The organism is Corynebacterium sp. CTNIH16 (assembly GCF_032821655.1).
GTDB lineage: Bacteria > Actinomycetota > Actinomycetes > Mycobacteriales > Mycobacteriaceae > Corynebacterium > Corynebacterium marquesiae.
Window position 1 is genome coordinate 16102 of record NZ_JAVBIG010000016.1, and the last position, 11456, is coordinate 27557.

Annotated in this window: 14 protein-coding genes; 6 read left to right on the forward strand and 8 right to left on the reverse strand. The window is 63.0% G+C overall.

Annotation, left to right across the window (positions count from 1 at the left end):
* Nucleotides 1–3: 3 nt before the first annotated feature.
* The 5 genes from RAE04_RS10855 to RAE04_RS10875 are packed head-to-tail and all read left to right on the forward strand — an operon-like array spanning nt 4 to nt 4274.
* Nucleotides 4–924 (forward strand): metal ABC transporter substrate-binding protein, encoded by a 921-nt coding sequence (locus RAE04_RS10855; protein ID WP_317027382.1) that lies wholly within the window; start codon nt 4–6, stop codon nt 922–924.
* Nucleotides 924–1634, forward strand: coding sequence for a metal ABC transporter ATP-binding protein (locus tag RAE04_RS10860; RefSeq protein WP_259887297.1), 711 nt, complete (start codon nt 924–926; stop codon nt 1632–1634). Before RAE04_RS10855 ends, RAE04_RS10860 begins: the two co-directional genes overlap by 1 nt.
* Nucleotides 1631–2485, forward strand: a complete 855-nt coding sequence (locus RAE04_RS10865) for a metal ABC transporter permease (protein WP_317027383.1) — start codon at nt 1631–1633, stop codon at nt 2483–2485. The genes RAE04_RS10860 and RAE04_RS10865 overlap by 4 nt, the downstream gene beginning before the upstream one ends.
* On the forward strand, nt 2482–3309 hold the full coding sequence (locus RAE04_RS10870; protein ID WP_284791590.1) for a metal ABC transporter permease: 828 nt from the start codon (nt 2482–2484) through the stop codon (nt 3307–3309). The genes RAE04_RS10865 and RAE04_RS10870 overlap by 4 nt, the downstream gene beginning before the upstream one ends.
* Nucleotides 3310–3347: 38 nt before the next feature.
* Nucleotides 3348–4274: a 1,4-dihydroxy-2-naphthoate polyprenyltransferase gene (locus RAE04_RS10875; RefSeq protein WP_317027384.1), complete on the forward strand. Its 927-nt coding sequence runs from the start codon at nt 3348–3350 to the stop codon at nt 4272–4274.
* Here the strand turns inward: RAE04_RS10875 and RAE04_RS10880 are convergent.
* Nucleotides 4271–4597, reverse strand: coding sequence for a DUF4229 domain-containing protein (locus RAE04_RS10880; RefSeq protein WP_317027385.1), 327 nt, complete (start codon nt 4595–4597; stop codon nt 4271–4273). The two genes, RAE04_RS10875 and RAE04_RS10880, sit on opposite strands and share 4 nt — an antisense overlap.
* A gap of 38 nt (nt 4598–4635) precedes the next feature.
* Between RAE04_RS10880 and RAE04_RS10885 the strand changes: the two genes are divergently transcribed.
* Nucleotides 4636–4881 (forward strand): hypothetical protein, encoded by a 246-nt coding sequence (locus tag RAE04_RS10885; RefSeq protein WP_317027386.1) that lies wholly within the window; start codon nt 4636–4638, stop codon nt 4879–4881.
* Here RAE04_RS10885 and RAE04_RS10890 read toward each other — a convergent pair.
* From RAE04_RS10890 to hemL, 7 genes are all read right to left on the reverse strand, one after another.
* Entirely contained in the window at nt 4878–5138 is a 261-nt protein-coding gene (locus RAE04_RS10890) for a helix-turn-helix domain-containing protein (protein WP_284839451.1), read from the reverse strand. The genes RAE04_RS10885 and RAE04_RS10890 overlap by 4 nt on opposite strands.
* Nucleotides 5139–6155 carry a c-type cytochrome biogenesis protein CcsB gene (gene ccsB, locus RAE04_RS10895; protein WP_317027387.1) on the reverse strand — a complete coding sequence of 339 codons (1017 nt, stop codon included), beginning with the start codon at nt 6153–6155 and terminating at the stop codon, nt 5139–5141.
* A gap of 94 nt (nt 6156–6249) precedes the next feature.
* Complete coding sequence (locus RAE04_RS10900; protein ID WP_317027388.1) at nt 6250–7881, reverse strand: cytochrome c biogenesis protein ResB; 1632 nt, start codon at nt 7879–7881, stop codon at nt 6250–6252.
* Between the two features lie 7 nt (nt 7882–7888).
* Nucleotides 7889–8692 (reverse strand): cytochrome c biogenesis CcdA family protein, encoded by an 804-nt coding sequence (locus tag RAE04_RS10905; protein ID WP_317027389.1) that lies wholly within the window; start codon nt 8690–8692, stop codon nt 7889–7891.
* Entirely contained in the window at nt 8693–9304 is a 612-nt protein-coding gene (locus tag RAE04_RS10910; protein ID WP_317027390.1) for a TlpA disulfide reductase family protein, read from the reverse strand. It abuts the gene before it with no gap.
* Nucleotides 9304–9912, reverse strand: a complete 609-nt coding sequence (locus RAE04_RS10915; RefSeq protein WP_317027391.1) for a histidine phosphatase family protein — start codon at nt 9910–9912, stop codon at nt 9304–9306. Before RAE04_RS10915 ends, RAE04_RS10910 begins: the two co-directional genes overlap by 1 nt.
* Before the next feature lie 8 nt (nt 9913–9920).
* Nucleotides 9921–11222, reverse strand: coding sequence for a glutamate-1-semialdehyde 2,1-aminomutase (gene hemL / locus RAE04_RS10920; RefSeq protein WP_408933184.1), 1302 nt, complete (start codon nt 11220–11222; stop codon nt 9921–9923).
* Nucleotides 11223–11456: the final 234 nt, after the last annotated feature.

Sequence of the window (11456 nt, forward strand, 5' to 3'; positions counted from 1 at the left end):
TCGTTGCAGAAAACCACCGCACTTCCCCTCGCCGTACTGCTCGCCGCTACTACGCTAACGGCCTGCTCAAGCGGCGATGACAACCACGGAGATAGCCTAAAAATCTTCGCCACCACCGGCTACGTGGCCGATGCCGCAGCCAACCTCGCCCCCGAAGCCGATATCACTACTATGGTCGGCCCCGGCGGTGATCCGCACACCTACCAGCCCACCACGCACGATATTGAGGCTATGAAGGACGCCGACCTCGTACTCTGGAATGGCCTCCACCTCGAGGCCCAGATGGTGGACCAGCTCAAGTCCCTGGGAGAAAAGCAGCTCGCGGTGGGCGATCAGCTCGATGAACAAGATCTCCTGCCCTGGCCGGAACAAGGAAAGGGCGGCGAGCAACTCTATGATCCGCATATCTGGAATAGCCCCAAGCTGTGGAGCCAGGCCGTCGAGAGCATCGGCGACAAACTAGGCGATATCGATTCCGAGCACGCCGCGGACTACTCCACTGCCGCCGATAACTATGAAAGCCAGATCGCCGCTGCACAGGACAAGGCTAAGAAGGAACTCGCTGCTGCGAAGCCCCGGGTGCTCATCACCGGCCATGATGCTTTCAACTACTTTGGCAAGACCTTCGACTTTGACATTCACGCCACCGATTTCGTGACCACCGAGGCCACAAAATCCGCCACCGAGATTTCCGCTCTGGCCGATACCATCGCCGATAAGAAGGTCCCCGTCATCTTCAAGGACAATCAAGCCAACCCACAGGCCATCACCTCGCTGCAGCAGGCCGTGGAGTCCCGCGGCTGGAAGGTTACCGTCTCGGACGAGGAGCTCTTCGCCGATACCCTCGGACCCGACGCGCCCACCGATACCTACCTGGGGGCTTTCGAGCACAACGCCCACACCGTGGCAAAGGCCTTAAGCTAATGCTGCGCGCCACCCACCTCACCGCGGGCTATCCGCGCACGCCTCTGCTTGCCGACGCCACCTTTGCCCTCACTCCCGCCACCATCACCGGCCTCGTGGGCGCCAACGGCTCCGGCAAGTCCACCCTTGTGCGCACCTTGGTGGGCCTGCTTCCACCGCTTAACTGCGAATCGCTCACCTTTGATGGCACCAACCTTGCCCATTTCCGCCACCGGCTCGGTTACATGCCACAGCACGCGGATATCGATTGGGATTTTCCGGCCACGGCCTTCGACGTCGCGCTTATGGGTCGCACCGCCGGCCTGCGCTGGTGGCAGTGGCCGAGCCGCGTCGATAAGCGCGCCGCTCACGACGCGCTCGCCCGCACCGGAATGCAAGAGCACTCGCACCTGCCCATTTCGGCCTTGTCCGGCGGCCAGCGCCAGCGCGTCTTACTCGCTCGCACGCTCGTGAGCGATCCCGAGCTCATTATCTTGGATGAGCCCTTCGCCGGAGTCGACGCCGCAAGCCAGCGCGCCATCATGGAGGTACTGCAGAATCTGCGCGCCGATGGCGCCACCATCCTGCTGGTCCACCACAACCTGGCAGAAGTCGCCGATTTCTGTGATGAGGTCCTCATGGTGGGCCAAGGCCGCCTCATCGCGGCCGGGCCTACTAAGCAGGTGCTCACCGAATCCGCCATCGCCGACATGTTTTGCCTGCCCTCATGAACCCACTAGAACTCTTTCAGGATTTCACCTATACCCAGGCGCTTTGGGGCACCGTACTCATCGGAGCCTGCGCCGGCGCGCTCGGACCGCTGGTCTATGTGCGCCGCACCAGCCTGCTCGCTGATGCCATCTCGCATTCCTCCCTGCCTGGCCTGCTGGTCGCCTTCGTCGTGGCCACGGCCTTAGGGTGGGACGGCCGCAATATCTGGCTGCTTTCTGCCGGTGCCATCCTCACCGGCACACTGGCCGTCGGCTGTATTCACCTGATTCCACGGCTGGCCCCGCTCGGTCCGACCACCGCGATGGCCGCTACGCTTACCACATTCTTCTCCATCGGCATGCTGCTCATGCAGCATATTTCCCGCCAGCCCTTGCCCGGCAAGGCCGGCATCCAGGACTACCTGCTGGGAAACGCGTCCACGCTCACGCGCGCCGATGTGAGTTCAGCGCTCGTCATTGGCGGCGGCGTCTTGCTAATTCTTTCTTCGGTACACACTCGGCAAGCCACCGTCGCCTTTGACGCTCCCTTTGCCCGCGTAGCCGGCATTCGCACCACGGCCTTAAATGCCCTCAGCTTCCTCTCCTTAACCGCCGTCACGGTTATAGGCGTCAAGGTGGTCGGCGTGGTCCTCATGGTGGCCGTAGTCATCAGCCCGGCCGCGGCCGCCCGCCCCTGGGTTCACCGCCTGCTTCCCTTCATTGCACTAGCCGGCTTCCTAGGCGCGCTTACTGCCGCCGTGGGTTGCTACCTTTCCATCGCCTTTGGCCCGCTGCCTACCGGCCCCATCATCGTGCTGGTGCAAGCCGCCACCGTAGCGTTCAGCCTCGTCACCAGAAAGCTTCGACCATGACCCTTGCCGCTACCGCTTGCCTGCTCGCCGTCCTTACCGCCGTAGCATGCGCGCTGCCCGGCACTTTTGTAGTTCTACAGGGACAGGCCATGCTTATCGACGGCATCGGCCACGCCGTCCTCCCCGGCATCGCCGTGGGCTACCTTTTAACCTCCGATATCGACTCCCCGCTGCTGCTTATTACCGCCGCGGCCGGTGCCCTGGCCGTCGCCCTCGGCACGCGGTGGCTGCAACGCAGCGCGCTGGTTACTGCAGACGCCGCCCTAGGCCTCATCTTCCCCGCCCTCTTTGCCGCCGGCGTCATCCTCATCTCTACCCGAATGAGCCACGTACATATCGATGTCCACGCCGTCTTGGTTGGCGACGTTAACCTCGCCGCCTTTTCCAATCCCCACTACTGCTATGTCATGGCCGCCGTGCTCGCCGCAAATGCGATCTTTTTTGCCCTTTCCCTACCGCGTCTTGCTGCTATATCTTTTGACGCCGCGTTCTGCACCGTGCGCGGGGTCCGCTCCCGCGCCGTACAGACAACGTTTATGGCGGTAGTCGCCTGCACCGCTACTGCCGCTTTCCACGCCGCCGGCGCCATGCTGGTAATCGCCTTGATGGTCTTTCCCACCATGACCGCGCGGCTTTTCACCCGCCGCGTGCCTACCCTAATGCTCGCCGCTTGCGGCATCGCGGCACTCAGCGCAGTCGCAGGATTCTGGCTGGCCTATTGGCTTGATGCGGCCACCTCCGCCGCGATGACGGTCACCAATGCCACTCTTTTCTTCGCGGCACTAGCCGCCTATCGGCTGCGCCGTCGCGCCTACCTTGGCTAATTGCCGCCCGCGCGTGCCACAGTGGCACAATGGTGGCTATGTCTGCCTCCAAGTCTGCCCCGCATTCCAAGGACCATTCCGCCGGCCGTTTCTCCGCCACTGCTCAGGATTGGCTCGAGGGCGCGCGCCCGCATACCTGGGCTAATGCATTCGCGCCCGTCGTGGCGGGCACCGGCGCAGCCTTTGGCATCGGCGGCGGCCACGTGGGCCGCGCGCTCCTCGCCCTCATCGTGGCATGGGCGCTTATCATCGGCGTGAACTACGCCAATGACTATTCCGATGGCATCCGCGGCACTGACGATGACCGCACCGGTCCGCAGCGCCTGACCGGCGGCGGCCTGGCCCGCCCGCAGCAGGTGAAACTCGCCGCCTTCGCTGCCTTCGCCGTGGCCGGGATCGCCGGCATCGCGCTGTCTTTTGCGGCGCACGCCTGGTGGCTCATCCTCGTCGGCGCGCTGTGCATCGCCGGTGCCTGGTTTTATACCGGCGGCAAGAACCCGTATGGCTATCGCGGGCTCGGCGAAGTCGCCGTCTTTATCTTCTTCGGGCTCGTCGCCGTGCTCGGCACCGAATTTACTCAGGCCGGCCGCCTGTCGTGGTCGGGCCTCGCGCTGGCCGTCGGTATCGGGGCGATGAGCTCCGGCGTCAACTTGGTCAACAATATCCGCGATATTCCCTCCGACGCCGAGACTGGCAAGATTACCCTCGCCGTGCGGCTTGGCAACGACAAAGCGCGCCTGCTCTTTACGGTGCTGCTCCTGCTGCCTTTCTTGCTGACTATCGGCATTGCCTTTGGTAGCTGGCTCGCACTCGCCGGCCTGGTCTATTTCCCCTTCGCGCTACGCGCCATCCGCACCGTCAACCGCGGCGCCCAAGGCCCCGAGCTCATCCCCGTGCTCGGCCTGACCGGCCGCGCGATGCTCCTGTGGGCGATTATCGAGGCCGCCGCGCTCATCCTCGTCTAATCCTGCGCGCCGCGGCCTTCCAGCTCCGCTTGGACCCAGCGCTTGTGGGCCTTGCGCTGGGCGGAGTACTCGGCCAGCGTCTGGGTGGCCTCGATGCGCCACTTTTTAAAGATCAGCATCGATAGCGGCAGCGCCACAAAGAGCGCCAGCAGAGCCGCGATAAGCACCGGGATGGGAAAGTCGATGGCGATGGACAAAAGCTCAATCACCACCGTCAAAGCGATAAAAAGTACTACGCGGGCGAGCCCGTACTTCCACAGCGCCGCGCGCGAACGGCGGCGCAGTTCTGGGTCCGGCTTGGGTGGCTCAGGGTTATGCGTCATGGAGGTTGATTGTACGCGGTGCAGGTAAGATCTCGAGCATGGGCCGAATCATCCTGCTACTCCTCTTTGTTCTCGCCGCCTACCTCGTCTGGAAGGCCTTCGGGCCCTCGACATGGAAAAAGCACGAGGTGGACCAACCCCGCGCTATCAAAGGCCCCGACGATGACGAGGAATTCCTCTGGAACTTAGAAAAGGAGCGCTTCAAGCAGCGCCGCGCGCAGGAGGCAGAAGAAGAAAAACGCCGCCAGCGCCGCAATCGCGGCACCAACGGCGACAAGGACTAGGAATCCTTCGGCACGAAGCGCATCTCCAAGCCGAGGGCCTCGGCCACGGCGGTAATCTTTTCCCACCGCACGCCCGCTCCACCGTGCTCGATGGTGTGGAGAGTGGAGCGGGAGATACCGGCGGCGTCGGCAAGCTGCTGCTGCAAAATGCCCAACTCGCGGCGCCGCTCGGCAAATTGGGCGCCCAGCCCCAAAATCACCGCATTATCGCCAGCCGGCTTGCCCGGCTTATGGCGCGGGCTCGTATGCTCCGCCATCTAGTTCAGCCCCGCGTAGGAGTGCAGGCCGGAGACGACCATATTGATGAAGAACAGGTTGAAGACCATCAGCGCCATCGCCATGACGTTGATCCACGGCGCCGCCTTGCGGAAGGCCGGCGTCGCACGCGCATGCAGGTATGCGGCATACAGAATCCAGGTGGCAAAGGACACGGTTTCCTTCGGGTCCCAACCCCAGAAGCGGCCCCAGGCGGACTCGGCCCAGATGGCGCCCAAGATGATGCCCAGACCCAAGGTCGGCAGGGTGATAACAGCCAGGCGGTAGGCCAGCTGGTCAATCTTCGCGGCAGAAGGCAACGGGCGGGCTACAGCACCGAAGAAGCCATGCTCGGCATGCTTTGGCTGTGCCATACGCAAAAGAGTCAGCAGCGAGACAATGCCGGAGATAATACCGATCGATGCACCCAAGGAAACCACGGTGACGTGGATGGGTAGCCAATGCGACTGCAGTGCCGGCACCACCGGGGCAGACTCAGCATAGAGCTTGGTGGAGCCATAAAACATTAGCGCGAGCACCGGGGTAAGCAGCCATGGCCACACGGTGCGCCACTCCTTGCGCTGCATAGCCATATTGCCCACCAGCAGCACACCGAAGCTCACCATCAACACGTACTCGTACAGGTTGCCAAACGGGAAGCGGCCGGTAGCCAGGCCGCGCAGCACAATCGCCGCGGCGTGCAGCGCAATGCCCACCCACATCAGCGCGCTGGTCATGCCGCCGAGCTTATCGGCCTTGCGCTCCTTTTCCTTCAGCTCATCGGCCGTGATTCCGGAAGAGGACCGGGCAACCTCGCCCTCATAGCTCTGCTTGTCGACGCCCCCAGCCGCACCCACCAAGACCTTCGCGGCCTCGGACTTCACGGCGCGGCGGCCCTCGATAATCCCCTGCATGCGGCCGTAGTAAAACAGCGACAAAAAGAGCGCGACACAGTACACCACAAAGGCGGTCTGCACCGCGATATCCGAGAAATTAGACAGATTCTGATCGATCTGCATGAATGCTCCTAGCCTTCACACGTGCGGGGTAAGTGCTGATTACCTTACTCAGCGGAACGGCCTAATCCAACTTTTGTTGGATTAAGCTCACGCGCTAATCATCGGTATAAAGTTCGTCTTCTTCGACTTCGTCTGGGTCGGGCAGTTCGAGCAGCGCTCGGTGCAGCTCGTGGAACTCCTCGGACCAACCGGCCCGGTCGGTACGGGCGAGACCGCCCATCTCCACGTCGGTGCCGCCGGCCGCGTTCGGCCGCAGGCGGATGTAGACGCGGCGGCGTTTAATCACCAGCGAGGCCACCAGGGAAAGGAGCATGACCAGCGCGGAGACCAGCACCCACTTCTGGAAGGGATCATAAGAAACCTGATAGTTGGCGAACTCGCTGGCGCCGTCGAAGGTGATCTTCGTGCCATCGTCTAGGGTTACATCCTCGCCTTGGTTGAGGTTCACACGGTCAATTTTTTGTAGCTGGCCGGACTGCACCAGGTTCGGGTCCAACGAGAAGAAGGACTGCGGGGTGCCCGTATCCAAGCCGGCATCGCCGCGGTAGATATCGATGGCCATCGCCGGATCATTCAGGCCCGGATAAGAGGACTGCAGCAGCTTGCCGTTCTCGCCGGACCACTCGGCCGTGGGCGCAAAGAGGCCCTGGATGGCGATCTGGTTCTGACGGCGATCATAGAGATCCGGGTGCATGCCGGCCGGCGGGTCAAAACGCATCGCGCCGGAGGACAAGAAGAAGGTCGTGTCATTCGGCTGAAACTGAATGGTCTGGGTGCGCTTTTCGCCATTGGGCCATTCCACCGTGACCGTCGGCGCGTAGCCGTGGCCCTGCAAGTAGACGCGGTTATGCGCCAAGCGCAGCGGGTGGTTGACCTTGAGCTCATAGTCCTTCCACTCGGAATCATCCTTGTAGATGTCCTCGCCCTCCGCGTAGGAGACGTTGGAGGTAAACATCTCCGCCTGGCCATTCGGCAGGTACTCGGCCGCGAAGTCATGGGCGATGAAGCAGAAGGGGTGGAGCCCGGTGCCGTCGAAAAGCGGGCCGGCGCGGAAGGAGTCAAAGTTGGACGTGGAGGTATTGCAGAACTCCGTGGACTGGTCCAGGGTCTGGCCGCCGCCCTGCGAGCCGGACTCGGTAACCACGATGACCTGGCCCTCGTAGTTGACCAAGCGGCCGGCGGCGACGGTGACCAGGATGGCCACGAGCGCCACGTGGAAGATGAGGTTGGCCAACTCGCGGCCGTAGCCGCGCTCTGCCGAGAAGGTGTGCACGCCGGCGCGGTCTTCTTCGGGGGAGTACTCGGCCACGCGCCACTTCTTCAGGCGCTTCTGGATTTCCGCAGACAGCTCCTCCTCGCTCTTTTCCGAGTGCCCCTCGGCCGCCAGCGGCAGCTTATGGAGGTACTTCGGCGCGCGCGTGGGCGGGGTCTTCCATGCCTTATAGTGATTCCAAGAACGCGGCAGGATGCAGCCCACCAGGGAAATGGCCAAGAGAATGAAGATGGCCTGGAACCAGACGGAAGAAAAGACGTCGAAAAGCTGCAGCTTGTCGTAGATCTTCGCTACGTTGCCATTGGACTCAATAAAGTCCTGCACGTTCTGCTCGTTGAGGTCGCGCTGCGGCAGCAAGGAACCGGGAATCGCGGCCAGCGCCAGCAAGAAAAGCAGCGCCAGTGCCGTGCGCATACTAGTCAGCCAATGCCAGGCTTTGCGGAAATATTTCACGTCTCTCCTAAATCAGGGTTGCGCCAAAGTTGCCGGTCCACTGGCGGATCAGGCTAATAAAATCGCCCCACAGACCGGTTACCAGGGCCAAGCCGACGAGGATCATGGCCACGCCGCCGATGACCTGGATGGTATGCGAGTGCTTGCGGGCCCACGAAATCGAGCGCATCGCCCGCGTGGAGCCCAGCGCCACCAGCAGGAACGGCAGGCCCAAGCCCAGGCAATAAAAAATGATAAGCAGCACGCCGCGCGCGGCCGTCATGCCTTCGGTGCCGGCCGATACGGAAATGATGGCGGCCAGCGTTGGGCCCAAGCACGGCGTCCAGCCCAGCGCGAATATCCCGCCCAGCAGCGGCGCGCCCAGCCAGGTGGTCCAGCGCTTCGGTGCCATGCGGGTGTCTTTTTGCAGCGCCGGTATCGCGCCGAGAAAAACCACACCCATCAGGATGGTCACGCCGCCGCCGATGCGCATGAGCGTCTCCTCATTGAGCCGGAGCGCGGAAATCGCGCCGAATACGGAGACCGTCGCCAGCAGGAAAACCACGGTAAATCCCAGGATGAACAAGGCGGCGGCCAGTACCACGGCCCATTGCCTGCGCTTGCCGACGCCCACCCCCAACTCACCGTCAAACGTAACCTCGCCGCCCACCACGCCGGCTAGGTAGGAAATGTAGCCAGGCACCAGTGGGATCACGCACGGGCTGGCGAAGCTCACCAGCCCCGCCACGGCGGCCGCGAACAGGCCCAGAATGAGCGGGCCGGAGGTCGCGGCCTCGGCAAAGGAGTTGCCGATGCTCGCTGCGTTGTCCATTTATTCCTTTTCTAGTTTGTCCACTACGTCCATCACATCTTGGGCGGTGATGGACCGCAAAAAGACCGTAGCCGGGCGGTGCTGTTTATCCAAGACGATGGTGGTCGGGACCACGGAGGTGGGCACGCCGCCTAGGGCCGCCGCGGTCTTAAATGGTGGATCGTAGATGGAGGGATACTTCAGACCGTTATCTTCGAGGAAGTCATTGGACACCTGCGGGTTATAGTCGCGCACGTTGATGCCCAGCACGGTGCCAAGATTGCGTTTTTGCAGCTCAGTGTGAATTTCCTGTAAGTCATCGGCCTCGGCGCGACACGGAGCGCACCACTGGCCCCAGGAGTTGAGCACGACGATTTCGCCCTCATAATCCTCCAGGGAAATGGTCTTATCCCTATCTCGCACATCCTCGCCAGAGAATGTGCGCAGCGGCTTGCGCTCAGATTCCTCGTAATTGATGACCTTTTCGCCGCCGGGCGTGATGAACTCGAAGTTGCCGCCGGTAGCCACCGCGTTTTGCGCGTTATCGGCATCCTGCGAGCAACCGGCAAGCGGCAGCGCGATCGCTGCCGCCGCCAACACCGCGCCGACCGCGCGTCTGCGTTGTACTGCCATTAAATCTCCTGGGCTGGCGAGGAGTAGAAGATGTCGGTGACCTGGTTATCCTCAAAAAGCAGCGAGGTAACCGAGACCAAGTCGCATTCGCGATTCCACGGCGCGTGCGGAAGGCGCTGGCCCAGCACGGTGCGCTGCACCATCACGATGGGCAGCTGGTGGCTGACCAAGATCGCCTCGTGGCCGGCCGCGGCGGTGCGGGCGCGCTCGATGGAGCCCAGCATGCGCTCGGCAATCTGCTCGTAGGGCTCGCCCCACGAGGGCTCTAGCGGGTTGACCAGCAGCGGCCAGCGGCGCGGATTCCACAGCGCGGAACGCAGGCCCTTGGTGCGCAGGCCCTCGAAGCGGTTGCCGGACTCGATAAGCGTCTTATCGACGTCCACGTCCAACCCTGTTACCTTAGCAATCGGCCGCGCGGTCTCTTGGGCGCGCTGCAGCGGCGAGGCCGCCAGGTAGGTCACGTCATGGTCGCGAAAGGATTCCGCGGTGCGCGCCGCCATGGAATGCCCGCGCGAGGACAGGTGATAGCCCGGGATGCGACCGTAGAGGATCTTCTCCGGGTTGTGTACCTCGCCGTGGCGCACGAGGTGAACGATAGTGCGTGTCATGTCTCTCCTTAGTTCGCGGGACGCGCAGCGGCCGCAGCTTGGGCAGCGGGCTTGAGGGCGGCTTCGATGAGTTCGAAGTCGGCGTCGGTAAGTGCATCCGAGACAAACCAGGTCTCGAATGGGCTCGGCGCGACGTAGATGCCGTTATCCAGCAGGGCGTGGAAGAACGGGGTGAAGCGGAAGGTCTCGGCCGCCTGCATATCGGCAAAGTTGCGGCCCTCGCCCTCGGCAAAGCGGATGGAGAACATCGAAGACGCCCGCTGGATGTGGTGCGCTACTCCCTCGGCCGACAGCGCGGAAGAAATCATGCCGGTCAGGCGGTCCGCGTTGGCCTGCAGGCGCTCGTAGAGCGATTCATCGGCCAGCTCCAAAGACTTCAGGCCGGAGGCCATGGCCACCGGGTTTCCGGATAGCGTACCGGCCTGGTAGACCGGCCCTTCCGGCGCGAGGTAGTCCATAACTTCGGCGCGGCCGCCGAAAGCAGCAGCCGGCAGGCCGCCGGAGACGACCTTGCCGAAGGTCACCAAGTCCGCCGCCACGCCGTCGACGCCATACCAACCCTTATAGGAGGTGCGGAAGCCGGTCATGACCTCGTCGAGGATGAGGAGGGCGCCGTCTTCATGGGCGACGTCGGCAAGCGCACCATTGAAGCCCTCCTCCGGTGCCACGGTGCCCATGTTGCCGGCCGAGGCCTCCGCGATAATGCAAGCAATCTCGCCTGGGTGCTGCGCAAATGCCTCGCGCACGGCCTCGATATCGTTATAAGGCACAACGATGGTATCGGCCGCCGTCGCACCCGTCACGCCCGGGGAATCCGGCAGCGCAAAGGTCGCCACGCCGGAGCCGGCCGAGGCCAACAGCGCGTCCACATGGCCGTGGTAGCAACCCTCGAACTTCAAAACCTTGGCGCGACCGGTGTAGCCGCGGGCCAGGCGCACCGCAGACATGGTGGCCTCGGTGCCGGAATTAACCATGCGCACCTTATCGGCCGCGGTGCGCGACACAATGGCCTCCGCCAGCAAAGCCTCACCCTCGGTGGGCGAGCCAAAGCTCAAGCCACCCGCTGCGGCCTGCTGCACGGCCTCCACAATCTCTGGGTGCGCATTGCCGTGGATCATCGGGCCATAGGAGCTGACCAGGTCAACATACTCGTTGCCATCGACGTCCCACAGGCGCGAGCCCGCACCGCGCTCAATCACGCGAGCCTGGCCACCCACGGAGCCAAATGCGCGCACCGGCGAGTTCACCCCGCCCGGAATCACCTTGGAGGAACGCTCAAACCACTGTTGCGACTGGGAAGTATTAGGCATGTCTGACATTCTAGCGATTCGCGCGCTATACAAAAGTTGGAGTGCGCGATTCACAGTCAGCCGCTAAACTTCGGGGCGTTGCACGTTTCAATTCGGGGGGATTTTCAATGCAGCGCACTCTCATTGTCGCTATTCTGGCCGCTTTCTGCCTCGCCGGCTGCGCCCATCCCGAGCCCGAGCGGCTGCTGCCCACCTCGGTGGGTGCCACACCGCTTGCCGACGCCCCCTCCTGGC

Bases quoted from the DNA above. Each gene is read 5' to 3' on its own strand.
- RAE04_RS10880 (WP_317027385.1), bottom strand. From the start codon at position 4,597: ATGACGCATAACCCTGAGCCACCCAAGCCGGACCCAGAACTGCGCCGC.
- ccsB (WP_317027387.1), bottom strand. From the start codon at position 6,155: ATGCAGATCGATCAGAATCTGTCTAATTTCTCGGATATCGCGGTGCAG.
- RAE04_RS10870 (WP_284791590.1), top strand. From the start codon at position 2,482: ATGACCCTTGCCGCTACCGCTTGCCTGCTCGCCGTCCTTACCGCCGTA.
- RAE04_RS10860 (WP_259887297.1), top strand. From the start codon at position 924: ATGCTGCGCGCCACCCACCTCACCGCGGGCTATCCGCGCACGCCTCTG.
- RAE04_RS10875 (WP_317027384.1), top strand. From the start codon at position 3,348: ATGTCTGCCTCCAAGTCTGCCCCGCATTCCAAGGACCATTCCGCCGGC.
- RAE04_RS10865 (WP_317027383.1), top strand. From the start codon at position 1,631: ATGAACCCACTAGAACTCTTTCAGGATTTCACCTATACCCAGGCGCTT.
- hemL (WP_408933184.1), bottom strand. From the start codon at position 11,222: ATGCCTAATACTTCCCAGTCGCAACAGTGGTTTGAGCGTTCCTCCAAG.
- RAE04_RS10885 (WP_317027386.1), top strand. From the start codon at position 4,636: ATGGGCCGAATCATCCTGCTACTCCTCTTTGTTCTCGCCGCCTACCTC.
- RAE04_RS10890 (WP_284839451.1), bottom strand. From the start codon at position 5,138: ATGGCGGAGCATACGAGCCCGCGCCATAAGCCGGGCAAGCCGGCTGGC.
- RAE04_RS10905 (WP_317027389.1), bottom strand. From the start codon at position 8,692: ATGGACAACGCAGCGAGCATCGGCAACTCCTTTGCCGAGGCCGCGACC.
- RAE04_RS10915 (WP_317027391.1), bottom strand. From the start codon at position 9,912: ATGACACGCACTATCGTTCACCTCGTGCGCCACGGCGAGGTACACAAC.
- RAE04_RS10910 (WP_317027390.1), bottom strand. From the start codon at position 9,304: ATGGCAGTACAACGCAGACGCGCGGTCGGCGCGGTGTTGGCGGCGGCA.